The organism is Labrenzia sp. THAF187b (assembly GCF_009363375.1).
In the GTDB taxonomy this organism is placed as follows: domain Bacteria; phylum Pseudomonadota; class Alphaproteobacteria; order Rhizobiales; family Stappiaceae; genus Roseibium; species Roseibium algicola.
Genome location: NZ_CP045344.1, coordinates 1432670 through 1457153 on the forward strand (window position 1 = coordinate 1432670; position 24484 = coordinate 1457153).

27 protein-coding genes are annotated in these 24484 nt (G+C 60.6%); 13 read left to right on the plus strand and 14 right to left on the minus strand.

Features of this window, described 5'->3' with window-relative positions; translation table 11 throughout:
* Positions 1 to 4 precede the first annotated feature (4 nt).
* Positions 5 to 1207 (minus strand): homoserine O-acetyltransferase, encoded by a 1203-nt coding sequence (locus FIV03_RS06625; RefSeq protein WP_055660107.1) that lies wholly within the window; start codon positions 1205 to 1207, stop codon positions 5 to 7.
* 217 nt (positions 1208 to 1424) lie between these two features.
* On the opposite strand from FIV03_RS06625, the gene FIV03_RS06630 reads away from it, so the two are divergent.
* Genes FIV03_RS06630 through FIV03_RS06640 form a run of 3 tightly spaced genes read left to right on the plus strand, consistent with a single transcriptional unit; the run spans position 1425 to position 4381 of the window.
* Positions 1425 to 2297 (plus strand): chorismate mutase, encoded by an 873-nt coding sequence (locus tag FIV03_RS06630; RefSeq protein WP_055660523.1) that lies wholly within the window; start codon positions 1425 to 1427, stop codon positions 2295 to 2297.
* Positions 2294 to 3430: a histidinol-phosphate transaminase gene (gene hisC, locus FIV03_RS06635; protein WP_152509072.1), complete on the plus strand. Its 1137-nt coding sequence runs from the start codon at positions 2294 to 2296 to the stop codon at positions 3428 to 3430. Before FIV03_RS06630 ends, hisC begins: the two co-directional genes overlap by 4 nt.
* 6 nt (positions 3431 to 3436) lie before the next feature.
* Positions 3437 to 4381 (plus strand): prephenate/arogenate dehydrogenase family protein, encoded by a 945-nt coding sequence (locus tag FIV03_RS06640; protein WP_173013787.1) that lies wholly within the window; start codon positions 3437 to 3439, stop codon positions 4379 to 4381.
* 107 nt (positions 4382 to 4488) lie between these two features.
* On the opposite strand, the gene FIV03_RS06645 is transcribed toward FIV03_RS06640, so the two are convergent.
* On the minus strand, positions 4489 to 5349 hold the full coding sequence (locus tag FIV03_RS06645; protein ID WP_228872676.1) for a polyprenyl synthetase family protein: 861 nt from the start codon (positions 5347 to 5349) through the stop codon (positions 4489 to 4491).
* Positions 5350 to 5539: 190 nt separating this feature from the next.
* Here FIV03_RS06645 and FIV03_RS06650 point away from each other — a divergent pair, with 190 nt between their 5' ends.
* From FIV03_RS06650 to FIV03_RS06665, 4 genes are all read left to right on the plus strand, one after another.
* Positions 5540 to 6754 carry a cyclopropane-fatty-acyl-phospholipid synthase family protein gene (locus FIV03_RS06650; RefSeq protein ID WP_152509074.1) on the plus strand — a complete coding sequence of 405 codons (1215 nt, stop codon included), beginning with the start codon at positions 5540 to 5542 and terminating at the stop codon, positions 6752 to 6754.
* Complete coding sequence (gene mtgA / locus FIV03_RS06655; RefSeq protein WP_023002593.1) at positions 6747 to 7490, plus strand: monofunctional biosynthetic peptidoglycan transglycosylase; 744 nt, start codon at positions 6747 to 6749, stop codon at positions 7488 to 7490. Before FIV03_RS06650 ends, mtgA begins: the two co-directional genes overlap by 8 nt.
* A gap of 181 nt (positions 7491 to 7671) precedes the next feature.
* The gene (gene rpmF, locus FIV03_RS06660) at positions 7672 to 7857 is read left to right on the plus strand and encodes a 50S ribosomal protein L32 (protein ID WP_006936667.1); all 186 of its coding nucleotides are present in this window, start codon (positions 7672 to 7674) and stop codon (positions 7855 to 7857) included.
* Between the two features lie 188 nt (positions 7858 to 8045).
* Positions 8046 to 8468 carry a hypothetical protein gene (locus tag FIV03_RS06665; protein WP_152509075.1) on the plus strand — a complete coding sequence of 141 codons (423 nt, stop codon included), beginning with the start codon at positions 8046 to 8048 and terminating at the stop codon, positions 8466 to 8468.
* 138 nt (positions 8469 to 8606) lie between these two features.
* Here FIV03_RS06665 and FIV03_RS06670 read toward each other — a convergent pair whose 3' ends face one another.
* Complete coding sequence (locus tag FIV03_RS06670) at positions 8607 to 9248, minus strand: septation protein A (protein WP_023002595.1); 642 nt, start codon at positions 9246 to 9248, stop codon at positions 8607 to 8609.
* 139 nt (positions 9249 to 9387) lie between these two features.
* Between FIV03_RS06670 and FIV03_RS06675 the strand changes: the two genes are divergently transcribed.
* Positions 9388 to 10131 (plus strand): DUF3299 domain-containing protein, encoded by a 744-nt coding sequence (locus tag FIV03_RS06675; protein ID WP_173013788.1) that lies wholly within the window; start codon positions 9388 to 9390, stop codon positions 10129 to 10131.
* 47 nt (positions 10132 to 10178) lie between these two features.
* On the opposite strand, the gene phbB is transcribed toward FIV03_RS06675, so the two are convergent.
* A complete protein-coding gene (gene phbB, locus FIV03_RS06680; protein ID WP_023002597.1) occupies positions 10179 to 10907 on the minus strand; it encodes an acetoacetyl-CoA reductase in 729 nt (242 codons plus the stop codon).
* 120 nt (positions 10908 to 11027) lie between these two features.
* Entirely contained in the window at positions 11028 to 12209 is a 1182-nt protein-coding gene (locus FIV03_RS06685) for an acetyl-CoA C-acetyltransferase (RefSeq protein ID WP_031270058.1), read from the minus strand.
* 295 nt (positions 12210 to 12504) lie between these two features.
* On the opposite strand from FIV03_RS06685, the gene phaR reads away from it, so the two are divergent.
* Positions 12505 to 13095 (plus strand): polyhydroxyalkanoate synthesis repressor PhaR, encoded by a 591-nt coding sequence (gene phaR / locus FIV03_RS06690; RefSeq protein ID WP_023002599.1) that lies wholly within the window; start codon positions 12505 to 12507, stop codon positions 13093 to 13095.
* 19 nt (positions 13096 to 13114) lie between these two features.
* Positions 13115 to 13615 (plus strand): GNAT family N-acetyltransferase, encoded by a 501-nt coding sequence (locus FIV03_RS06695; protein WP_152509077.1) that lies wholly within the window; start codon positions 13115 to 13117, stop codon positions 13613 to 13615.
* Positions 13616 to 13805: 190 nt separating this feature from the next.
* Here FIV03_RS06695 and FIV03_RS06700 read toward each other — a convergent pair whose 3' ends face one another.
* On the minus strand, positions 13806 to 14237 hold the full coding sequence (locus FIV03_RS06700) for a heme-binding protein (RefSeq protein ID WP_023002601.1): 432 nt from the start codon (positions 14235 to 14237) through the stop codon (positions 13806 to 13808).
* 134 nt (positions 14238 to 14371) lie between these two features.
* Here FIV03_RS06700 and ggt point away from each other — a divergent pair, with 134 nt between their 5' ends.
* The gene (ggt, locus tag FIV03_RS06705; RefSeq protein ID WP_152509078.1) at positions 14372 to 15967 is read left to right on the plus strand and encodes a gamma-glutamyltransferase; all 1596 of its coding nucleotides are present in this window, start codon (positions 14372 to 14374) and stop codon (positions 15965 to 15967) included.
* Between the two features lie 107 nt (positions 15968 to 16074).
* Positions 16075 to 17460, plus strand: a complete 1386-nt coding sequence (locus FIV03_RS06710) for a multicopper oxidase family protein (RefSeq protein WP_152509079.1) — start codon at positions 16075 to 16077, stop codon at positions 17458 to 17460.
* 16 nt (positions 17461 to 17476) lie between these two features.
* Here the strand turns inward: FIV03_RS06710 and FIV03_RS06715 are convergent, their stop codons facing one another.
* The 8 genes from FIV03_RS06715 to FIV03_RS06750 all read right to left on the minus strand — a co-directional run bounded on the left by FIV03_RS06715 (position 17477) and on the right by FIV03_RS06750 (position 23214).
* The gene (locus FIV03_RS06715; protein WP_139314091.1) at positions 17477 to 17797 is read right to left on the minus strand and encodes a hypothetical protein; all 321 of its coding nucleotides are present in this window, start codon (positions 17795 to 17797) and stop codon (positions 17477 to 17479) included.
* A 348-nt stretch (positions 17798 to 18145) separates the two neighbouring features.
* The gene (locus tag FIV03_RS06720) at positions 18146 to 18418 is read right to left on the minus strand and encodes a hypothetical protein (RefSeq protein ID WP_152509080.1); all 273 of its coding nucleotides are present in this window, start codon (positions 18416 to 18418) and stop codon (positions 18146 to 18148) included.
* Between the two features lie 325 nt (positions 18419 to 18743).
* A complete protein-coding gene (locus tag FIV03_RS06725; RefSeq protein WP_152509081.1) occupies positions 18744 to 19400 on the minus strand; it encodes a 3'-5' exonuclease in 657 nt (218 codons plus the stop codon).
* A 19-nt stretch (positions 19401 to 19419) separates the two neighbouring features.
* Positions 19420 to 19947 carry an MAPEG family protein gene (locus FIV03_RS06730; protein ID WP_209009882.1) on the minus strand — a complete coding sequence of 176 codons (528 nt, stop codon included), beginning with the start codon at positions 19945 to 19947 and terminating at the stop codon, positions 19420 to 19422.
* A 144-nt stretch (positions 19948 to 20091) separates the two neighbouring features.
* On the minus strand, positions 20092 to 21522 hold the full coding sequence (locus FIV03_RS06735; RefSeq protein WP_152509082.1) for an alanine/glycine:cation symporter family protein: 1431 nt from the start codon (positions 21520 to 21522) through the stop codon (positions 20092 to 20094).
* A gap of 210 nt (positions 21523 to 21732) precedes the next feature.
* Complete coding sequence (gene rplT, locus FIV03_RS06740; RefSeq protein WP_023002609.1) at positions 21733 to 22092, minus strand: 50S ribosomal protein L20; 360 nt, start codon at positions 22090 to 22092, stop codon at positions 21733 to 21735.
* Between the two features lie 26 nt (positions 22093 to 22118).
* On the minus strand, positions 22119 to 22316 hold the full coding sequence (gene rpmI / locus FIV03_RS06745; RefSeq protein ID WP_023002610.1) for a 50S ribosomal protein L35: 198 nt from the start codon (positions 22314 to 22316) through the stop codon (positions 22119 to 22121).
* A gap of 283 nt (positions 22317 to 22599) precedes the next feature.
* Positions 22600 to 23214, minus strand: a complete 615-nt coding sequence (locus tag FIV03_RS06750) for an NAD(P)H-dependent oxidoreductase (protein ID WP_152509083.1) — start codon at positions 23212 to 23214, stop codon at positions 22600 to 22602.
* A 98-nt stretch (positions 23215 to 23312) separates the two neighbouring features.
* Here FIV03_RS06750 and FIV03_RS06755 point away from each other — a divergent pair, with 98 nt between their 5' ends.
* A complete protein-coding gene (locus FIV03_RS06755; protein ID WP_152509084.1) occupies positions 23313 to 24218 on the plus strand; it encodes a LysR family transcriptional regulator in 906 nt (301 codons plus the stop codon).
* Positions 24219 to 24484 lie beyond the last annotated feature (266 nt).

Below are 24484 nucleotides of genomic sequence, written 5' to 3' on the forward strand. Positions count from 1 at the left end.
GGGATCAGGCCTCCTCGCCGGGGGCGGGCAGGCCGCGGGCGTGTGCTGCGCCGGTGACGAAGCCGGAAATCGTCTGGAACATCTCCGGCACGTCCAGCAGGAACGAGTCGTGGCCGCGGTCGCTTTCGATCTCGACAAAGGAGACGTTGGCCGCCGCCGCATTGAGCGCCTTGACCACGCGCCGGCTTTCGGACGTGGGGAACAGCCAGTCGGATGTGAACGACATGACGCAGAAACGCGTTTTCGTTCCCTTGAAGGCGTTCGCCAGAGAGCCGCCGAACTGATGCGCCAGGTCGAAATAGTCCATCGCCCGGGTGACATAGAGATAGGAATTGGCGTCGAACCGGTCGACGAAGGTCATGCCCTGGTGGCGCAGATAGCTCTCGATCTGGAAATCCGCGTCGAAACCAAAGGTGACATTGTCCCGGTCCTGCAGGTTGCGGCCGAATTTCTGGTGCAGGGACTCGTCGGACATGTAGGTGACATGTGCCGCCATGCGGGCAACCGCCAGGCCCTTTGTCGGCCTTTGTCCTTCCTGCAGGTAACTCCCGGCACACCAGTTCGGGTCGGCCATGATTGCCTGCCGGCCGACTTCGTGGAAGGCGATGTTCTGGGACGTGTGCCGCGCTGCCGCGGCAATCGGTACGGCCGAGAACACGCGCTCGGGATAGCTGGCTGCCCACTGCAGCACCTGCATGCCGCCCATGGAGCCGCCGATGACCGCAAACAGCGTGTCGATGCCAAGATGATCGACAAGGCGCGCCTGTGCCCGGACCATGTCGCGAATGGTGATGACAGGCAGTGCAAGGCCGTAGGGCTGCCCTGTCTCCGGGTTGATGGAGGCAGGTCCTGTGGTGCCGAGGCAGCCGCCGAGGACGTTGGAACAGATAACGAAATAATGATTGGTGTCGACCGGCTTGCCGGGGCCGACCATCTGGCTCCACCAGCCGGGCTTGCCCGTCACGGGATTGGTGGAGGCCACATACTGGTCGCCCGTGAGGGCGTGACACACGATGACGGCGTTGGACTTGTCCGCGTTGAGCTCGCCATAGGTTTCATACGCAATCTGCCAGGGGCCAAGCTTTACGCCGGCATCGAGCTCCAGCGGTTCTTCCGCGGGAAAGCGCGCAAGTTTGCTCGAGGGCGAAACCGCTTCGCTTGCCTTCAGATCCTCCGGGGTGGCTGGACGTGATGTGTCTGCGGACATGGCTCTAAAGAATTATCTGTTGTCCCGGGCGGGAATTTTTCAGGCCGGTTGAGCGGGCCACGGTCCGCCACCGGGAAACGGCAGGCACCCGGCAGAACGGCCAGACTGGCGACCTAGCCGTGCCGGAACGCCTGAGTCAATGTTTTCTTTTGCCTTTGGGCAATCACATGCCTATGACTATGCGCCGCTGAACCCAAACGAAGGCCGGAGCCACCTCATGTCTCACTTGCCGGACAGCGGGCTGTCGCTGGACGACCTCAGGACACGGGTCGACGAGATCGATGCACGCATCCACACCGCCCTGATGGAACGCGCCCAGGCCGAAGCCGGTATCCAGGCTGCCGGCCGCGCCGCGGGAGCTGCACCCGCCCTGTTTCAACCCGAACGTGACGCCGACCTGATGCGCCAGATGGTGGAGCGCCACCAGGGCGACCTGCCGCTGGCAACCGTCGAACACATCTGGCGTGATCTCATCTGTGCCTGCACCAGCCTGCAGGCAGACACCGCCGTCCATCTGGACGGCAGCGCCGATCTGATCGAGATGCTCGACCTGGCGCGTTTCTATTTCGGTTTTTCCGTGGAGCTGGTGCCGGGAAGCGATGCGGCCGATGTTGTCGGCGCCGTGACGGCGTCAGCCGGTGACCTGGGCCTTGTGGCGCTTATCGACCGGGCGGAGCTGCCCTGGTGGCGCGGCCTCAGCGAATCCGGCGCACTGGTGCGGGCGCGGCTGCCCTTCGTCATTCTGGACGAGCGTCCCGCCGACCTGCCGGCGCTGGTGCTGGCCAAGGCCGACAGCATGATCGACAACGCCGATATTGCGGTTTATGACGCCCGCTGGTCGGATCTTCTGCCGGGCAACCTGATGGACGAAGGCATTGAAGTGCTCAGTTTCTTCCGGTCCGCCGCCGGTGTCGACGCGCTGCTTGCGATTTCCGGCGAGCTGACGGAAGAGGATGTGCGCGCCGCCTGCCTCGCCGCAGGCGCCGCACCGGAAGTTTTAAGGCGTGTCGGCGGCTATGCCGCGCCGATCGACGGCAATGGCGACCCGGACGACACATTTGCTGCCGAGGACGAGGAGCCTCAGGGATGAACGAGATGACGACAGTGACTGAAGCCGGCAAGGCAACCGCAAACCGTCCGCAGCCGCGGCCGGGCGTTCTGGATATTGCGCCTTATGTTCCCGGCAAGTCCAAGGGCAGCCACGGCAAGACCGTTCACAAGCTTTCGTCCAACGAAACACCGCTCGGCACCAGCGATGCTGCCCGCGCGGCCATTGAAGCCGTGGCGCGGAACCTGGAACTTTATCCGGACGGGTCCTCTGCCGAGCTGCGTGCGGCCATCGGCGAAGTCTACGGACTCAATCCGGACCGCATCATCTGCGGTGCCGGGTCCGACGAGGTTCTCAGCCTGATCGCCTACGGTTATCTTGGCCAGGGCGACGAGGCGATCTATTCCGAACACGGCTTCCTGGTCTACGACATTGCCATCCGCGCCGCCGGGGCAACGCCGGTGATTGCGCCTGAAAAGGACCTGACGACGGATGTCGATGCGATCCTGGCAAGGGTCACCGACAAGACGCGCATGGTCTTCATCGCCAACCCGAACAACCCGACCGGCACCTATCTGCCGTTCGAGGAGGTCAAGCGGCTGCATGAGGGCCTGCCGGCCAACGTCCTGCTGGTTCTGGATGCCGCCTATGCGGAATATGTCCGCCGCAACGACTATGAAAGCGGTCTCGAGCTGGCAGCGACGTCCGACAACGTCATCATGACGCGGACCTTCTCCAAGATTTACGGCCTCGCCAATCTGCGTCTCGGCTGGGGCTTCGGTCCGGCCCAGGTGATCGATGCGCTCAACCGCATCCGGGGTCCGTTCAACGTCAACGGCATGGCGATTGCTGCCGGCATGGCCGCTGTTCGTGACCGCGATTTCGTCACGCGATCGATCGAGCACAATGACACCTGGCTACCCTGGGTGACGGCGGAGCTGGAAAAGCTCGGCCTGAAGGTGACGCCAAGCGTCGGCAACTTCGTGCTGGTTCACTTCCCCGACGAGGACGGCAAGCGCGCGGCGGATGCCGATGCCTATCTGCTGGAGCGCGGCTGTGTGCTGCGCATGGTCGGCAATTACGGGCTGCCGAACTCGATCCGCATGACGATCGGTTCGGAAGACGCCAACCGGGCCATCATTGGCCACCTGAAGGACTTCCTGGAACAGAAATAAGAACACATGACTGTTGCCCCCATTTTCGAGCGCATGGCCCTGATCGGCATCGGCCTGATCGGTTCCTCGCTCGCACAGGTCGCCCGCGAACGCGGCCTGGTCAAGGAAATCGCGATTTCCACCCGCTCTGCGGACACCCTGCAAAGGGCGGAGGAGCTGGGCCTGGGCGACAGTTATGCGCTCGACGCCGCGGTGGCGGTGGAGGGGGCCGACCTGGTGATCCTCTGCGCGCCGGTGGGTGCCAATGAGGCCATTGCCAAGTGGATTGCGCCTGCGCTGAAAAAAGGCGCGATCCTGACCGATGTCGGTTCCACCAAGGGGTCCGTCGTCGATCAGGTCAGCTCGCATGTGCCTGAAGGCGTGCATTTCATTCCGGGTCACCCGATTGCCGGGACCGAACAGTCCGGACCCGATGCCGGGTTCCCGACGCTGTTCGACCAGCGCTGGTGCATCCTGACACCTTCAGAGGACACGGATCCCGAGGCCCTCGAAAAACTCAGTACCTTCTGGCGCGCCTGCGGTTCCGACGTCGACACGATGGATGCCAGACACCACGACCTGGTGCTCGCCATCGTTTCGCATCTGCCGCATCTGATCGCCTACAACATCGTCGGCACCGCGGACGATCTGGAAACGGTCACCAAGTCGGAAGTCATCAAGTATTCGGCGTCCGGTTTCCGCGATTTCACGCGTCTGGCGGCGTCCGATCCGACCATGTGGCGGGACGTCTGCCTGCACAACAAGGACGCGATCCTGGAAATGCTGGCGCGGTTTTCCGAAGATCTTTCGGCCCTTCAGCGGGCAATCCGCTGGGGCGATGGCCAGATGCTGTTCGACCTCTTCACCCGCACCCGGGGCATCCGCCGCTCGATCATCGAGGCCGGACAGGAAACCGACGCCCCCGACTTCGGCCGTCATGCCAAGGACAAGGCCGGCGCACCGGCGGAGTGACCGCTTCCATCAGGAACCGGTCTTGCCCGGGAATTTCCCGGGTGTTGAGCACTCATTGCATTGTAGCCCCTGAGGATCGCTTGACCCTCAAGGGCTTTTTTGTCTCGTCAGTTGGTCCGGTTGACGATGAAACGGGCAAGGGCGCTCAGGATCGCCGCACGGCTGCCGTAGGGCGCGAGAAGCGTTTCGGCTTCCTCCACCAGCCGGCCGAGCTCATTGCGCGTCCTGTCGGTGCCCCAGAGTCCTACAAGTGTCGCCTTGCCGGCCTCCGCGTCCTTGCCGGTGGCCTTGCCCATTGTTTCCGCGCTGGCTTCCACGTCCAGAAGGTCGTCTGCGAGCTGGAAGGCGAGGCCGATCACTTCACCGAAACGGGTCAGCCGGTCGACATCCGCTTCCGCTGCATCCGCCAGAATGGCACCCGCCCGGCAGGCGTAGCGCAGCAGCGCACCGGTCTTCATGGATTGAAGCTGCCGGATCTCCGCTTCGGAGCGCTCGCGGTGTTCGGACTCCAGGTCGAGCATTTGCCCGCCCGCCATGCCGCCGATGCCCGACGCGCGGGCCAGTTCGCGCGATAGCCGCAGGCGCACGGCTGCATCCGCATGCACCGCCTCGCCGGTGATCACGTCAAAGGCGAGTGTCAGCAAGGCATCGCCGGCCAGGATGGCGGTCGCCTCGTCATAGGCCTTGTGCACGGTGGGCTGGCCTCGGCGAAGATCGTCGTCGTCCATGGCTGGCAGGTCGTCATGAACCAGCGAATAACAATGGATCAGTTCCAGCGCGCAGGCAGCCTGCAGAACGCCGTCATCCGCCCGTCCGAACAGATTGGCAGCCTCCATCACCAGAACCGGCCGCAGACGCTTGCCGCCGTTGAGCGCGCCGTGGCGCATGGCGGCGAGCAGCCGTGGGGGGCGCACGGTTTCATCCGGCAACGCCTGGGTGGCCAGAAGCGTTTCCAGCGTGGCCTCCACAAACTTGGCCTGGGATATCAGATGCTGGTTTGGGTCAAGGGTCACGATTGGCTCCGGGACGGATCGGCAACATTTTCAAAGTCCGGGTTTCCCTGAAACCAATTCTCTGTATCGTCAAGGCTCGAATTTCAAAAAAATGCCGGGGCTACCTGCCCGATCTTTTCAAACTGACCCATTTGGAGATTTTTCCATGAAACTGCTGTCGAGCCTTCTTCGATCCTTCATCAAGCGCGGGCGCATGCGTGTGATCGACGTCGCGGGTACCGTGCACGAATTCGGGTCGGGCGAGGACGGTCCGACAGTGACCATCCGGCTGCATGACAAGAAACTCTACCGGTCGCTTTTTCTCAATCCGGAGCTGGCCGCGGGCGAAGCCTATATGGACGGAACCCTGACGATGGAGGAAGGGTCGACCTGCTATGACTTCATGTTCCTGTTTTCCATCAACAGGGCGCCGCTTGGGGCCAATCCCGTGCAAGGCCTGTTGCGGAAGGGCTGGAAGCTCTTGCGGCGGCGCCAGCAGCAGAACAACGTCGAACGGGCAAAGTCGCAGGCGCGGCATCACTATGACCTTTCAACCGACCTCTATCGGCTGTTCATGGATGAGGGCCTCAACTACAGCTGTGCCTATTACACCTCGCCTGACGACACACTGGAACAAGCCCAGGCGGCCAAGCTGGCCCATCTGGTCGCCAAGCTGGATCTGAAGCCAGGGATGGAAGTGCTTGAAATCGGCGGCGGCTGGGGCTCACTCGCCATCCGCATGGCGCAGGCCGGTGCAAAGGTTACCTCGCTCAACGTCTCGCCAGAGCAAGTGAAGATCGCCGAGGAACGCGTGCGCGCTGCGGGTCTTGAGGACCAGGTGACATTCGTTCTGAAGGATTACCGGGAATTCGAAGGGCAATTCGACCGGATCATCTCGGTCGGCATGATGGAACATGTCGGCATCGGTCATCTCGACGAGTATTTCGGCCAGATCCGCAGATGCCTGACCGAAAAAGGCTATGCCGTCGTGCATTCCATCGGTCGCATGACGCCTCCGGGCACCACCGGTCCTTTTATTCGCAAGTATATTTTCCCCGGGGGTTACGTTCCGGCGCTGTCGGAAGTCTTTGCGTCTACCGAACGGCTTGGGTTATGGGTCTGCGATGCGGAAATCCTGCGGCTGCACTACTACTACACCATTCGCGACTGGCGCATTCGCTTTGAAGACAAGAGGGCGATTGCCGCTGATCTTTATGACGAAACTTTCTGCCGTATGTGGGAGTTTTATCTGTGTGCGGTCGAGCTGGGCTTCCTGCACGGATCCAACATGGTCTTCCAGCTCCTCCTGTCGAAGGAGAGGGATGCCGTGCCGATTGTCCGCGACTTCATTGTCGATAACGAACGGGAACTGAATGGTTAGGGTCAAACCTGCAACGGGTGGAAAGTCAGGCTCCGGGGGTGCGCCGGGGCGCCGCCGTGGCATGATCGGCCTTGTCCGCAAGCGCTTGTTGCAGCTGTTGCTGGTCCTTGTCCTGCTTCCGCCTGTTCTTACCGTTATCTATTCCGTCGTGCCGCCCATAAGCACGCTGATGATCGGGCGGTATGTCCAGTTTCTGTGGGTTGACCGGCAGTGGGTGCCGCTTGAGCAGATTTCGCCAAACCTCGTCCGGTCGGTCATTACTTCGGAAGACAGCGGCTTTTGCGAAAACGACGGCGTCGAGTGGGACGCGCTTCAGGATCAGGTCGAAGCACTGAGCGAAGGCGAGAAGCCTCGCGGCGCAAGCACCATCACGATGCAGACCGCCAAGAACCTGTTCCTGTGGGGCGAGCGGTCCTACATCCGCAAGGGGCTGGAACTGCCGCTGGCCCTGATGCTGGATGCGATACTGACCAAGAAGCGGATCCTGGAAATCTACCTCAATATTGCCGAGTGGGGCGAGGGTATCTTCGGTGCCGAAGCGGCCGCGCAGGCCTGGTTCGGCAAGAGCGCCAAGGACCTGACACGGACCGAAGCTGCCAGATTGGCGACAGCCTTGCCAAATCCACGTGGCCGGAACCCCGCCAAACCAGGTTCCGGACACCGGAAACTGGCCGGCACGAACCTGGCCCGTGTGAAGGGCGCGGGGCCGATTTTCGGCTGTGTTCTGGGGAAATAGACGAGGGTGGATAGCGCTTCGCCACCGCCTGTTCTATCCAGACCAAGAATTTTTTCTCTATGGGGTGGCAAAACGTTGGCGTTGCCTGTATAACGCCGCGCATTCCAACACGCTGCGTGACGCCACGCCCCGGGCTAACCCGGTCCGGGCCGCGCGGTTATGGACCACGGAGAAAAACAAAATGGCCGTTCCAAAGAGAAAAACCTCGCGCTCCAAGCGCGGTTTTCGCCGTTCCGCGGACGCCCTCAAGCAGCCGACTTACGTCGAGGACAAGGATTCGGGCGAACTGCGCCGTCCGCATCACGTTGACCTGAAGACCGGCATGTACCGGGGCCGTCAGATCCTTTCCGCAAAAGACGACGCATAACACCCGTATTCTTCGTGAATGCAGGTAGCGTCCGGACCGGATCGCCGCATGGCAAATCAAGATTGAGGCTGGCCTTGTTTCGACGGGCCGGCCTTTTTCTTTTCAGCGCCTTGAATTGGCTATCAAGATCGTGTCAGCTCGCTCCGATTTCCGCCCGCTTCGGGTGTCCTTGAATTCGGGAGCCGTTCATGCGCCTTTTTTCAGCCGTTCCTTTCACGCTTTTCTCGCTGCTGATCTATAACGCCCTTGCTTTCACGGTGGGCGCGGGAGAGCCCGGCTTCTGGGCGCAGCCGATGATCACCATCCAGATGGTTTCCGGCGCAACCTTCGAGCTTCTGACGAGCGATCTGCTCATCACCGTCGGGCTGTTGTTCCTGTTCATCGAAATTCTGAAGGCGACCCGCATCGGCACGACGGCCCTGCTGGACCACATGTTCTCGGTGCTGGTGTTCGTCGCCTACCTGGTGGAGTTCCTGGTGCTGCAGCCCGCGGCGACGTCGCTGTTCTTCATCCTCATGGCGATCTCGCTGATCGACGTGATCGCCGGGTTCTCGATTTCCATCACCGGCGCACGGCGGGACGTTTCCTTCGGCCACGGGGACGTGCACTAAGACTGCTTGCCGGCCGACCGCCGCTATTTCGGACAAGTGTGACGCCGCCGAGTGCAGAACCGGCACGCGGAATTCCTTTGCGTTTTAGCGCTTCGCTGCACTTGTCCTAACTAACGGAGCAGGACAGGACCGAAGGGGTCAGGCGTCCTTGCCGTCTTCGACGATCGCGTGTTTCTGGATCAGCGGCAGCTGGGTCAGGGTGAAGACAAGGGTGATCGGCATGATGCCGAAGACCTTGAAGCTGACCCAGAAATCGGTCGAGAAGCTGCGCCAGACGATCTCGTTGATCGCGGCAAGCACGAAGAAGAAGACGCCCCAGCGGAATGTCAGCTTGCGCCAGCCTTCGTCCGTCAGCCGGAAGGCGCTGTCGAAGACGTAGCCGAGCAGCGCCTTGCCGAACAGCAATCCGCCCAGCAGAACCGTGCCGAACAGGCAGTTGACGATGGTCGGCTTCAGCTTGATGAACAGTTCGTCGTGCAGCCACAGCGTCAGGGCGCCGAAAACCAGAACCACCGCGCCGGACACCAGCGGCATGATCGGCAGGCGCTTCGTCAGCCACAGCGACACGACCAGCGAGATGCTGATGGCCACCATGAAGGCGGCGGTTGCCAGGAAGATAGGCTTGCCGACCTGTTGCAGCACCGGAAAGGCCGCCGCGATCTGTTCGCCGCGGGCATTGAACAGGAAGAACACGCCGAGCGGTCCCAATTCCAGCGCCAGCTTCAGGAGCGGGGAAAGTTCCTTGCGGGTGGGGTCGTTCGGGGCGTGTTCGAATTCCATGTTTTTCCGTTATCCTGTTCAGGAAGTCTGCTTCCGGACATAGGTGATGGAGGGTGCCAGGGTCAAGGACCCCGGTCCGATTCGGAAAATAGAGCCGGAAATTTTCAGGGCCAGTAGAGAGACGCCGGGAAGCGTGAAGATGAAACGTTGGATGTTGTGCCTCGCGGTCACCTTGCTGTTTACGGTCTCTGCCTTGGCGGCGATGCCTGTTCGCTGGGACCAGCTCAAGGATCCTGAGGCTGCGGCCTATGAGGACCCCTTTGCCGCGCTCAGCGGCACAGAGCTGCGGTCGCTGGGTATGGTGCTGCGGCTTCGCCAGCAGTTGGACGAGCTGGCTGCGACGGACGCGGACCGTTCAACGCTGAAACGTCGTCTTCAGCAGGAAGAAGCCCGGCTTGCAGCGGCCGGCGTGCCGACGGACAAATTGCTGTCGCAACGCTTCGAGGTTGCGAAGAAACGGGCTGCTGCGTCGCTTGCCGGCAACAAGGCTCTGGCCGGGAGGGACATCGAGATTACCGGGTATGTGATCCCCGTGCAGGAACCCGGCAGCGATGAGGTAATCGCCGGCTATCTGGTTCCCGAGCAGGGCATGTGCAGCCACATGCCGGCGCCTGACCCCAACCAGATGATCCGTTACCGGCTGTCGACAGGCTGGCGGGCGGAGTATGTCTATGAACCGGTCCGGCTCACCGGGCGCCTGTCCTTGAAAACAACCCGCCAGGAAATCACGCTTCTGGACGGTCAGGTCGACATGATTGCAGCCTTCGAGATGAAAGTCACAGGCGCTCAAAGCCTGGGTGAGGAGACCACCCCGGACCCGATGAGCCGGATCTGGAAATTCTTCAAAGGCCCGGTGCCTGAGAACTCCTGGAAGCACCCATAAAAAAGGCGCCGCAACGGGCGCCTTTTCCTGTGATTGAGCCTTTGGGCTCAGCCGTTGGCGATGTACTGGCCGCCGTTGATGGTCATCACCGCGCCGGTCATGAAGGCGGCGGCGTCGGACGCCAGGTAGACCACCGTCTGGGCGATTTCTTCCGGATGGCCGAGGCGGCCGACCGGGATGCCGGAGATGATCGACTGCAGCACTTTTTCCGGCATGGCGGCAACCATGTCGGTGTTGATGTAACCCGGGCAGACGCAGTTGACGGTGATGCCCTTGAAGGCGTTTTCCTGCGCCAGTGCCTTGGTGAAGCCAATCACGCCGGCCTTGGCCGCGGAATAGTTCGCCTGGCCCATCTGGCCCTTCTGGCCATTGATGGAAGAGATGTTGATGATGCGGCCCGAAGACCGTTCCCGCATGCCGTTGATCACCGGCTTGGTCATGGTGAACATGGAATCGAGGTTCGTCGACAGCACTTCGCGCCACTGTTCGAAGCTCATCTTGTGGAACATGCCGTCGCGGGTGATGCCCGCATTGTTGACCAGCACTTCAACCGGACCCAGTTCGCTTTCCACCTGGGCAATGCCTGCCGCGCAGGCGTCAGGATCGGAAACGTCCCACTTGAAAACGTGGATACCGGTCTCGGCCTTGAAGGCTTCGGCCTTTTCGGTGTTGCCGGCATATGTGGCCGCCACGGTGTAGCCTGCGTCTTTCAGACCTCGCGAAATTGCTTCGCCGATACCGCGCGTACCACCCGTGACCAATGCGACCTTGCTCATTCCCCTTCCTCCTGACTTCCAGTTCCGGGCCCTTTGGGCTCTCTGACATCAATTCAGTCTTGTTTGCTGTTCCCGATCATGGCCGGAGGCCCGGCCATGATCCTTCTTTGCCTTTGCGGCTTAGCGCTCCAGGCACATGGCGACACCCATGCCGCCGCCGATGCACAGTGTTGCAAGGCCTTTCTTGGCGTCGCGGCGGTTCATTTCGTGCAGCAGGGTGGTCAGGATGCGAGCCCCGGACGCACCGATCGGGTGGCCGATGGCAATCGCACCGCCGTTGACGTTGACGATGTCCGGGTTCCAGCCCATGTCCTTGTTGACCGCGCAAGCCTGAGCGGCGAAGGCTTCGTTGGCTTCCACGAGATCGAGGTCGGCAGCGGACCAGCCGGCTTTTTCAAGTGCCTTGCGCGATGCCGGGATCGGGCCGGAGCCCATGATTGCCGGATCGACACCCGCAGTGGCCCAGGAGGCGATGCGGGCGAGCGGCTTCAGGCCGCGCTTTTCGGCTTCGGCGGCGCTCATCACCAGAATGGCGGCTGCACCGTCGTTGATGCCGGAGGCGTTGGCGGCGGTCACGGAACCGTCCTTGGTGAAGGCCGGGCGCAGCTTGGCGACGCTTTCCAGCGTGGCGCCGTGACGGATATATTCGTCATCGGCAACGACGCGCTCTCCCTTGCGTTCCTGCAAGGTTACCGCGGTGATCTCGTCCTTGAACTTGCCGGCCTTCTGGGCAGCTTCCGCCTTGTTCTGGGAAGCAACTGCGAACTCGTCCTGCTGGTCGCGGTTGATCTGCCACTTTTCGGCGACGTTCTCGGCGGTCTGGCCCATGTGGTAGCCGTTGAAGGCATCCCAAAGGCCGTCCTTGATCATGGTGTCGATCATCTTGTAGTCGCCCATCTTGTAGCCGGCGCGCATGTGGGCGCAGTGCGGCGACAGCGACATGTTTTCCTGGCCGCCTGCCATCATGATGGTGGCGTCGCCGGAGATGATCTGCTGCGCTGCAATGGCAACGGTGCGAAGACCGGAACCGCAGACCTGGTTGAGCGTCCAGGCCGTCGCACTATCGGCAATGCCTGCCTTGATGGCAGCCTGACGCGCCGGGTTCTGGCCCTGACCGGCCGTCAGAACCTGACCAAACACGACTTCGTCGATGTCGCCGCCTTCGACGCCGGCCTGTTCCATGGCCGCCTTCATGACAATGGCACCGAGGTCATGCGCCGGGGTGTTGGCAAAGGCGCCATTGAACGACCCCACGGGCGTGCGGGTCGCACTGACAATGACGATATCGGTGAAAGCGCTCATCATACTCTCCAGACTTGAGGCCAATTGACCGTAGTGGACTGGTGCCGCAGGGGCACCTGTCGATGCTTATTATGCATGGACTAGAAACTGCGCTGAGATTTGTGTCAACCGTAACACTCCGTATCGAAGGCCTGTTTTCGCATTTGCGGTATAATCCTTTCGTCAGCGCACATAAAAAGGCTGGCACGATCCGATACGATTGGCTTAGTCTCTTACACGGAGGAGATGACAGGCCTGCGAAAGCCTTGTCGTCAAATGGGAAACTAGCCACAAGGCTGATAGGCGGAATTCACGGATGGCCAAGACCAACGAGCCGACAATCATCAAGAAATACGCCAACCGGCGCCTGTACAATACGGGCACCAGCACCTACGTCACGCTTGAGGACCTGGCGGTGATGGTGAAGGGGGAGGAGGACTTTGTCGTCTATGACGCGAAGTCCGGTGAGGATATTACCCGGTCGGTCCTGACCCAGATTATTTTCGAACAGGAAGGCAAGGGGCAGAATCTTCTGCCGGTCACGTTCCTGCGCCAGTTGATCCGTTTTTACGGCGACAGCATGCAGGGCCTCGTGCCGAGCTTCCTGGAATATTCCATGACCTCGCTCACCAAGGAGCAGGAAAAGCTGCGTTCGCAAATGAGCGAAGCTTTCGGCGCAACGGCGTTCGAGGCCATCGAGGACCAGGTCAAGCGCAACACCGAGATGTTCGAGCGGGCCATGAAGATGTTCATGCCCTTTCCGGCCGCAGGGGGAGATCCGGCTGCGACTGCCAACCCGGCGAGCCAGGCCAAGCCGGCAAAGTCCGGCGGGAACGATCTCGATGACATGAAGCGCCAGCTGGAAGACATGCAGAAAAAGATCAACCAGCTCAGCGAAAAGTCCTGAGGCGTTTACGCGACCTGCAATGAGCCGTGATCTGGACCGCATGAACGTCGCCATCATTGCGCTTGGCGATGATCCCGTGTTGCTGAAAATCCTCGAGACGTGGTTCGTCGAGGAATGGGCCGACTGGTATGGCCCGGGGGAACCCGGCGATGCGCGGGAAGATCTGGAAAGGTGCCTTCTGCCAAATGCTCGCCTGCCGCGCTGTCTGGTCGCGCTGGACCGAGATGGCAGGCCGTTGGGAACGGTCTCCCTGCGCGACACCTCGCCGGGGTCGGACCTTTATCCCGGCGCCTGGCTGACCGCATTGCTTGTCCATCGCGATTTCCGGAAAGCAGGTGTCGGCATCAAGCTGATCGCTGCCGCAGAACGGGAAGCCGCCAGGATCGGATTTCCGGAAATTCTGACCGCAACGGCAACGGCCGGGTCGCTCGTCCTCAGGCGGAATTGGCAGCAGGTCAAAACACTGCAATCGGCTTCGGGGCCGTTGGATATCTATCGCAAGGCCCTGGGGTCGGTCTGAACGGGCGTCAGCCCGGACCGCCGTCAAAATAAAGCCTCATCCCGAAGAGCGAGCTCACTCGAGTCTCGAAGGATGGGCCGCTTGCTCTTGTGTTTGCAGCCCATCCTTCGAGACGTGCCTATCGGCCCTCCTCAGGATGAGGTGAAGGGTAGGTGAGGCTTCTTGAAAGAAGGCAGATCCGGTCCTTCCCTCAGCCGCAGTCGGCAACCAGGCTTGCAGCGGCAATGCCGGCGACTGCGCAGGCTTCGTCGTTGTCGGACGTGTCGCCGGTAATGCCGACAGCGCCAAGGGTTTCGCCTTCGTCGTTCTTCACCAGAACGCCGCCGGGCACCGGTACGATGGCACCGCCGGAAACGCCGTTCAGAGCGTTGACGAAATGCGGACGGGACTCTGCATTGGCGTTCAGCCATCTGGTGCCGGTGCCGACTGCGAGTGCACCGATCGCTTTGCCCGTGGCGATCTGCGGACGCATGATCGAGGATCCGTCCTGCCGCTTGAGCAGGATGGCATGACCACCCGCATCGAGGACAGCAACGGTAAGCGGTTTCAGATTCAGCTCGGCTGCTTTTTCAAAAGCGGCGGAAATGATGGTCTCTGCCGTTGATAATGTCAGTTTGCGCATTTTCCCACTTCTCCTTAAGGTGCTGACCGCGATACCGATTTGCTAACAGAACATGGCATTGGCGAATAGGCGGCATTCCCGAGAAGCTATTGCTGCGATTCGGAAAGAAAGACACTTCGGCCAGGAGGAATTCAGTGAAGCGTGATTTTCAGGCCCCGGGCCGGTCCCCGGTTTTTGCACGCGAAGCAGCGGCTGCGACCTCTCATCCGCTGGCAACGAGCGCGGCTCTGGAAGTGCTTCAGGCAGGTGGTAATGCGGTTGACGCGGCGATCGCGGCAGTTGCCGTTCAATGTGTTGTCGAACCGCATATGACCGGTATCGGCGGCGACTGTTTTGCCATTGTCATGGAGCCGGATGGACGTCTGACGGGTTTCAATGGTTCAGGCGCAGCCCCGCGGGCCGCGACACCGCAAAAGCTTGCAGAGCTCGGCGTCAAGGACATCACCGACACATCGCCGCATGCCGTGACCGTACCCGGTGCCATTCGGGCCTGGGAAACGCTGCTGAAGGCGCATGGCACCAAGAGTTTCAAATCCCTGTTCAAGCGGGCAATTCAATATGCCCGCGACGGATTTCCGGTTGCCCCGCGTGTCGCGCGCGACTGGGCCGGGGATGTCGACAAGCTGCGCGCCGACGAGGTTTCGGCCGCGCGCTACCTGATCAAGGGCGAAGCACCCAAAACCGGCACGGTTCTGAAATATCCGCGTCTGGCAGACACTCTCTCGGCAATTGCCGAGGGCGGGGCGGATGCCTTCTATTCCGGCCCGGTTGCCGACGACATCGTGAGCGCGCTGCAGTCGCGCGGCGGGCTGATGACCCAGGACGATCTGGCCGCTTGCCATACGACAGCGGTTTCACCGGTGTTGAGGGACTACAAGGGCCACACGGTGGCCGAATTGCCGCCAAACGGGCAGGGGATCGTTGCCCTGATCATGCTCGGTATTCTGGAACAATTCGACCTCGAAAGCCTTGATCCGCTCGGTCCGGAACGTTTCCACCTGGAAATGGAAGCCGCGCGTCTGGCCTATGGCGTTCGGGAGCAGTTCATCACCGACCCGGGCTATATGGATGTCTGCCACACACGGTTGATCGGCGCGGATTATATCGACCAGCTTGCCCGGCAGGTGTCGCTGACCAAGCGGATGGACTCGGTTCCGGCAAGTGCGCTGGCTCCGCAGACGGATACGGTCTACCTGACGATTGTCGACAGGGACGGACTTGCGGTTTCCTTCATCAATTCCCTGTTCAGCGGGTTCGGCAGTGGCATTGTCGCTCCGGAAACCGGTGTGCTGCTGCATTGCCGCGGCAGTTCGTTCCGGGCCGAACCGGGACATACCAATTCCATCGACGGCGGCAAGCGGCCGATGCATACGATCATCCCGGCGATGGTGCTGAAAGAAGGCGCGCCATTCCTGTCGTTCGGCGTGATGGGTGGCCACTACCAGGCCTGTGGCCATGCACATGTGCTGACCAACATCATCGACTATGGCATGGATGTTCAGGCCGCCATCGACTTCCCGCGCATGTTCTTCGACATCGCCAGCCACGAACTGCAGGCGGAACGACTGGTGCCACCGTCCACGCTGGACGGCCTTCGCGCGCTGGGCCATTCCGTCGTTCCGGCGTCCGGCCCGATCGGCGGGTCCCAGGCCATCATGATCGACAAGGCCCGGCACTTGCTGACCGCAGGCTCCGATCCGCGCAAGGATGGGCATGCCGGAGGCTACTGATCCGGCTTCGGCAGGCCTCCTGACCGCGTCAATTTGAACCTTGTGATCGCCGCCTCACGGGTGTTTGGTGCGGTTGGACGCGCCGATAATCATATGAGGTTTTCAATATGCCCGGATTTTCGAGGCGGGAGATCCTGCTTGGCGGCGCCGGGGCGCTGACGGCGTTTGCAGCCGGTGGACTTGGTGCCAGGCAGGCACTGGCCGCCGAGCACAGCCTGACCCTTTCAAGGCTCAATCATTCCGTGCTGCCGGAAACGGTCACGGCTGACATGATGAGCTTCAGCCCCAGTGGCCCGCCACCGGTGCTTCGGTTCCGCAAGGGACAGACCACCACGATCGACGTGAAGAACGCGCTTGATGAAGCGTCGGTGGTGCATTGGCACGGGCTCAGGATCGCCAACAACATGGATGGCGTACCCTATCTGACCCAATATCCGATCGAGGCGGGAAACGCGTTCCGCTACGAGTTCACGCCGCCTGACGCCGGCACCTTCTGGTACCACCCGCATTGCAACACGCTGGAACAGATTGCCCGGGGAATGACCGGGGTGATCGTGGTGGAAGATGAGGAAGATGCCGGCTTCGACAGCGACCTGCCACTGAACATTCGTGATTTCCGGCTTGGAGGCGACGGCCAGTTCATTGCCTTCTACAAGCCTCGCAATGCCGCGCGAGGCGGCACTCTCGGAACCGTTTCGACAGTCAACTGGCAACCACAGCCCGTTTATGAACTAGCCGCAGGCTCTCTCGTGCGTCTGCGTCTGGCTGTCACCGATCTCACAAGGGTCGGCAGATATACAGTTTCCGGTGCCGAGGCGCTGGTGATCGCGATCGACAGCAACCCGTTGCCGCAGCCGGTGGCGATGGACGAAATCGTGCTTGCGCCCGGCCAGCGGGCTGATGTTGCCCTGCGTGTTCCGGACAGTGAAGACGAGGTCGCCACGCTTGTTCTGAAAAAGCCGAATGGCGACAAGGTGCTGGCGACGTTCCAGCCCAAGGGCACGACAGCCGGCAGGGACCTGCGCGAACTGAGGCCGCTCAAGCCGAACCCGGTGCCACAGGCAGACCTTGCCAATGCCGAGGTTCTGGATTTCGTGTTCGGCTGGTCTCCGGCCGGGGATGCGCCGCAGGCCAGCATCTGTGGTTCGCTCGGCTATACCTTCTGGTCGATCAACCGGGTGGCCTGGGGCGGGGATGTGCCTGGGCCGTTCGATCCGCTGGCGACCATGCGGCACGGCAAGTCCTACATCCTGCGCTTCCGAAACGAGTCACCAAACGATCATCCGATCCATCTGCACGGCATGTCGTTCCAGTTGCTGCGGTCGAACAAGCGCAAGCTGCCGCCGCTGGTGACGGATACCGCGCTGCTTCTGGAAGAAGAAACCATGGAAGTGGCCCTGGTTGCCGACAATCCGGGCGACTGGGCATTCCATTGCCATGTGATCGAACACCAGAAAACCGGCCTCGCCGGTTTCCTGCGTGTGGAAGCCTGAGCGTTTTTTTGACAGGTCAGGCAGACAGGGAGATCGTGTAGGAGCGTTCGTCGCCGTCTTCGGCGGCGGATGCATATTGCGCGACATGCTGCCGACGCTCCAGCCAGGTCTGCTCGTCAAACGAGTCTCCGGCCAAAAGCTGGGTGGCATATTCGGCATGGGCGCCGTAATAGGCGTCGCGCTGAGAAGCCTGTGCGGCGAGATGCGCAGGGACGGCATCCAGAGCGCCAAACTGACCGTTTGACGTCGAACCGAAGCCGGTTCTTTCAGTCGGCGCGGTTACCGGCTTCTGCCGGATGCGCATGGGATGGATGGCCGATACGGGTCTTACTTGCATTTCAGTCTCCGGGGTGGGCCAGTCCGTGGCCAGTCTTTCGGAGGTCCGGGGAGTCCGGATCTGTTTTTCAATATAGGGTCTCTGACAACAGAAAAATGTGACGCGCGTCACACTTTGACGGGTGAGGGGTTTGCCCGCTGCTGTCTAAGGGTAACGGTTGTCAGCAGAATTTGTTCCCGATGCCGTCATTTGGCGCGGTGCTTCAGCCTCCAGCCTGTGCTGTCCGCCTGATATGCCCCTCCAGGATCCTCACCTGAAACATGCTGGTGCAAACCAAAAAAATACCCGGAGCAATGCCCCGGGTTGAAGGTCTCCAGTGGTACTTCTGGAACTTTGAAACAGGTTGGCCTAGCGCTCGGTCTTGAGCAGTCGGCCGGCAGGGCGCTGGCGTGGCAGGGCAGCAGTTGCCCGATAGGAGTTCACGCCGGTGAGAGGTTCTGTTTGCCTGCGGAACCTTGTCTGGGGCTCTCCATCTCGAGTCGCGATCAGATGGGCGAGGAAAATAGAGTTCGGGCGGTAGCGCGCGCTGAAAGCAATCTGCTCGCGCTCAAGCTCCGGTTCCACGGGAACGGGAAGATGCGTGGCAAAGGTCGCCTGCCGCTCGGATTCCGTCTCTCCCACGGAGGGACGCTTCCGCCTCACATTGGCACGACCTGCAGAAGAAACCGGGTTAACTCGCACGATTTAACGCCTCATTGTTTCAGAATGGCACGCCCAAGGCTGCCTCACCTGAAACGTCGCAATCACCGTGCCACGTTAACCTCTTGTTAACTTTTTGTCCGCAGAAAACCGCCGATCCGCATTAATAATCGTTAATGCAGTGGCGCAAAATCGGACACTTTTCAGTGGGAAGCGGGGATAGCGGTGGTAACCGGAACCGGCCCGTTGCAGGCAGGGGCAAGTCCTGACGGCAAAGGGAATCAGGTTTGGCGTGCGAGTGGAGGACTCAGGCTGAACGGTGTTCCGACAGTTCTGGCAGCCGGACCGCGAGTGGCAGAGCGAAGTCTTCGGCGGTCAGTTTTTCGCTCCTCAGAAGATGCTGCAGGCTCACGGCAACCGACATGGCATCGTCGAGAGCGTCGTGTTGCCGCCCGTCCGGTGTCTTCAGGTCAAAATATTCCGCCAGGCGTCCACTCGTCATTTTGCCCATATCCTCAAAGGGAATGCCCGCATTCAAGATTAGGCCGATGGCGTTGCCGAAGCGGTGGGCGGGGATAGGTGGTGTCAGGCCTTCGATATAGGAACTGATCGCCAGAAGGGTGAGTTCGTCCTTGCCCCAGGACCAGAAATTCGCCCCCTCTGCGAAGGCTGCGAGCCTTTCCAATGCGTCGGCGTGGGCAATGCCTTCGCGGTCGATGTCCGCCTGGGTTATGCCGGTCAGTTCGGTGAAGAAAGGATCTGCCGTCGGGTGCCTACCAAACCTGTCCCTCGGTTTGATCAGGACATTGAAGGTTTTGAGAATGTCAAAACTGCCCCCGAGCGAGAGTTTCACCGCGCCAATCTGGGCGACATTCGGATCCGGATCCAGTGGCCCGCACCATTGCCGGCTCATGGCGCCGGGCGCGGTCAGATATTCGCAGTCGTAAATGATCACGTGATGCATGAAAAAGAGATCCGTCCGATCAAAAGAAGGAAAAAGCGAGGGCGGCCAGAAACAGAAGAACGGTTGAATAGAACGTCAGGGCAAAGCCGAAGGCCCTGGCGGCAGCGCCTTTTTCATAACCGTTCCAGAACAGAGCGCGTCCGCACCAGAACAGCAGAGCAGCAGCAGGCAAAGCGCCAAGATACCCGGCCGGGGCAAGTGCTGCGAATGCGATGTAGGCAAGGGCGGCCAGCGTGGTCTGTTCCAGCGTGTTCTGGAGCACGGCCTGCAACACCTTGGCCTTTTCGGTGCCAGAGGTCAGTCCGCTGCCGTCGATATCCTCCGGTGTGAAAAAGCGATGCCGCGCCAGGAGGCCTATCGACAAAAGCAGCCAGAAAGCGCCGGCCAGCAGACACTGGGCGGCGAGCGTAAGGCGGGCTTGCGGCGAGCCGTCCGGCAGCCAGTCCTGCGGATACTGAACGGCGCCGAAGCCGAGCCCGGTGGCCGCGACGATTACCGCCGCGATCATGCCCTTCATGACACCATGTTGTTTCGCTGTCAGGGGCAACCTGCTGCCTCGGGTTTGCTGACTGAACCGATACTGGAACAGGACCACACCGGGCTTCAAAAGAAAAGTGCTGGCAGGCCCCGGCGCAGGCAGACTGGCGCGACCAGGAGGCCGCGCCAGTGCAAGTGATCGTCTTTGAGCCCGTCAGTCCGGCGCCTTGCCGGTCCAGGCGCTGCGGTCGATGTCGAGATCCGAGAAGTTGTCAGGGTTCAGCACCGGTCGGGCCACACCTTCCCGAAGCTGACTCTTGAAGTCGTCCAGGATCCGCTTGGCTGTCGGGAACAGCATCATCAGAGCCAGTAGGTTGACGACCGCCAGGACGCCCATCAGCGGATCGGAGAAGAAGAACACCGAGGTTGCATTCGGTGCCGTCGCCCCCAGGAACACGACGCCCATCACGGCGACCCTGAGAACGTGCAGGGCCATGGTGCTGGATGTCATCGAACTGAGGGCGTTTTCGCCGAGGTAGTAGTTGTAGATGATGGAGCTGAACGCGAAGAGCAGCACCGCGCCGGTCAGGAAATAGCTCGTCCAGCCACCGAGGTGGGAGGCAAGGGACTGCTGGGTCAGGACCACGCCGTCAACGCCTTCTGCACCCGGCACATAGACATCGCCGAGAAGGATGACCAGCGCCGTACAGGTGCAGATGATCATCGTGTCGATGAAGACCGAGAAGGACTGGGTGATGCCCTGGCTGATCGGGTGGCGGACTTCCGCCGTGGCGGCAACGTTGGGAGCCGAGCCGAGGCCGGCTTCGTTGGAGAACAGCCCGCGGCGCAGGCCTTGCGCAAGGGCTGCGCCCATGCCGCCGCCAACCACCTCTTCCAGCCCGAAGGCGTTGAGAACGATGGTGTAGATGACGCCGGGAACTTCGGTGATGTTGAGAAGGATGATCACGAGCGCCATGCCGATATAGCCGACGGCCATGATCGGCACGATGACGTCCGCTGCCTTGGCAATACGGTGGATGCCGCCAAAGACGATGAGGCCGGTCACCACAGTCAGGCCAATGCCCGTCCACAGCCGGCCGATGCCGAGGCTTTCTTCGGCGGCGCCCGCCACGGTGTTGCCCTGGAAGGCGTTGAAGCCGAAGGCAAACGAGGCCATGAGGCAGAGTGCATAAAGCACTGCAAGCCAGCGGTAATCGGCGCCAAGGCCATGGATGATGGTGCGGGCGGGTCCGCCGCGATACGTGCCGTCACCGGTGGAGCGCTTGTAGAGCTGGGCGAGCGAACACTCGATCAGGCTGGTTGCCATGCCGACAAGGGCAACGGCCCACATCCAGAAGACCGCACCGGGGCCACCGAGCGTGATCGCCACGGCGACGCCGGCGATGTTGCCGCCGCCAACCCGGCCGCCGACAGACAGAAGCAGCGCTTCGCGGGCAGAGATCGCGTTGGGATCACCCGACTGGTTCTTGGAAGACAATACGCGGAACATACGCAGGAAGAAGCGTAGCTGAACGAAACCGGTAACGACCGTGAAGAAGATGCCAATGACGACGAGAAACGGGATGAGTGCCCACCCCCAGGTCAGGTCGCCGATTAGGGCGAAGAACGCCTCGACAAGCTGCATGGATCCAACCCTCCTTGTTTTCCGCAAGGCTGACGAAGGGTCAGCCTCATCGGAACCGGAAGGGTAGGCTTCAATTTCCGGGGTTTGCAATAAAAAAGAGAGTTGCTTGAAAATGCAGCTTTGAATTGCCGAGTTGATAGGCAGCCACCAGGCAACAAAAAACGCGGCTCGAATGAACCGCGTTTTTCAAATCGGATCGGGAAGCCTGCCTTAAGCGGCCAGAGCGCCCTGAGCCTGATCAACCAGGGCCTTGAAGGCATCCGGCTGGTTGATGGCGAGGTCGGACAGAACCTTGCGGTCGACTTCGATGCCGGCCTTGTTCAGACCGTCGATGAAGCGGCCATAGGTCATGCCGTGCTGGCGGGTTGCCGCATTAATGCGCTGGATCCAGAGCGAACGGAAGTTGCGCTTCTTGGCCTTGCGGTCGCGATAAGCGTACTGGCCGGCTTTCTCGACGGCCTGCTTGGCAACGCGGATGGTATTCTTGCGGCGGCCGTAATAGCCTTTTGCTGCCTTGATTACTTTTTTGTGGCGAGCGTGGGCGGTAACGCCCCGTTTGACGCGTGACATTTAGGTGATCTCCTTCGGGGCTGGCTTTATGCGTAGGGCAGGAACTGCTTCACGATCTTTGCATCCTGGTCGCTCAGCGTGGTGGTGCCACGGGCGTTGCGGATGAACTTGTTCGTGCGCTTGATCATGCCATGACGCTTGCCGGCCTGCGCGGTCTTCACCTTGCCGGTCGCGGTCACTTTGAAGCGCTTTTTGGCGCCGGACTTCGTTTTCAGCTTGGGCATTTTGCATCCTTTCCTTGGTGCATCCGTTCAGAACGGATACTCTTTTGTTGGTGCATTCAGAGCCGACACGGCATGCCCTCGGTTGTCGAAAACGGTCTGCGCAAGAACACAGAAAACCAGTCCACGACGAGCCGGACGACTCTGGACCGGGCGCTTATATGGGAGCTTTCCTTGGAATGCAACCGGTTTGCGCGCCTTTTTTGGCGGTTTCGGCCAGATCTGCGGCACGGTCTCCGTGGCAAAAGCAGTCGCCGCGGAGACCGGTGTTCGCCAGCAAGGCCGATCAGGCAGCCAGATCGCATTCCTGCCGGGCGGCCTGAAGGCTGGCAGAGGCCTTTTCAGGATCGGCGACGGTGCCTTGCACGGCAATGAAGCGGATATCCTCAACGCCCAGGAACGACAACAGGAACTTGAGGTAAGGCTGCACGAAGTTGGCCGCGGCAAAGGGCTGGCCGTCAAGATAGCCTTCGGCCCCATAGGCGGAAATCACCACCGCACGCCGGGTTTTTGCAAGTCCCTGAAAGCTGTTGCCGTCAAACGAAAATGTGTGCCCGACACGAACGATCTGGTCGATCCAGGCCTTGAGAGCCGCGGGAACTGCGAAATTGTAGATCGGCGCGGCAATCAACAGGGTGTCGGCTTCCTGAAGTTCGGCGATCAGCTCGTCGGAAAGGGCTGTCGCTTCCTTCAGGTCTGCGGTCATGGAGGCGGGCTCGGTATAGAAACCTTCGATGGTCTTCTGTCCGATGATCGGGATGGAACCATCGGCAACATTTCGCGTGATCACGCGGCAGTCGGGGTGTTTGCGGCGGTAGCTTGCCTCGAAATGATCGGCAATGGCGGTGGAGTGCGAGCCGGTCTGGCGAGAACTGGAATTGATGCGCAGAAGCAGTGTCATGCGGGTATCTCCTGGTTGGACGATGCCCGAAGGTTATTTCTGCGCGAGTGGAGGAAAAATACTGTGGCTCACAGGATATTCGTGCTTATTCTGCATGAATGGATCTGCAAGCCCTCAAGACAATCCTGCTCGTTCGCGACCTTGGCAGCCTGGCAGCTGCCGCGCGCGCGCTGGATCTCGATGCCTCGAATGTGTCCCGGACGGTTTCTTCAATCGAGCGGGAGCTTGGTCAGCGGCTTTTCCAGCGCAGCACGCGCAAGCTGTCGCTGACGGAGGCAGGCGAGGCCTATCTCCAGCGGGTTGCGCCGCTTGTGGAGGAGATCGAGGCGGCGAACGAGGACATTGCCGCCAGAAGCCAGCAGCCAAGGGGAACCTTGCGCATGACGGCGTCGGTTGCCTTCGTGCTGGAAGGAATCGTCCCGCTTCTGCCGGTGTTTCACGACCGGTACCCGGATATCTCGGTCGAGCTTTTTCCCTCCGACAGCAATCTCGACCTTCTGGCCGAAGGACTGGACCTTGCTATCCGCCTGGCTGCGGCGCCGAAAGGCGATCTCATTTCCACAAAGCTGCTGCAAACCCATTACCGGGTGGTGGCCTCGCAGGACTATCTTGAAAGGGAAGGGCATCCGGAAGTGCCGTGTGACCTGACTGCCCGAAAATGCCTGTGTTTTGCATTGCCGGATTTTCGCAATGCCTGGCGCTTCAGGCTTGGGGATGACGCGCCCTTCGATGTGGAAGTTTCCGGCAGAACGACAATTTCAAGTGCGCTTGCGCTACGCGAAGCGGCCAGGCTTGGCCTTGGTCCGGCATTGCTGGCCGACTGGCTGATTGCGAACGACCTGAAGGACGGCAGGCTGGTCGATCTCTTTCCCGACCACACGTGTGCTCCGGCGAACTTCGAAACCGCTGCATGGATACTTTATCCGAGCAGGGCCTATCTGCCACTCAAGGTGCGGGTGATGATCGATTTTCTGAAGACAGAGTTCGGACGTTCCGGGAATTGATTATACATCAGAGGATCTGATTTTTTGAGATAAATTATCCAATTTGACGAAATGAAGAAGGTTTTTTACATCCAGAAATGTTTACGAATTCAAATATTCATGATTTTGATCGTATTTCTGAATTCATAAACTGATTTATGCGATTGAGGTAATTCATATATGGCAATTTCACTAAGAAAAACGCCAAACTCAATCTTTACGTGTTATTTAGTGTGAAACTTTGTCCAATAATACATTTCTTTCTTGAGAATCAGGTCGTGAATATG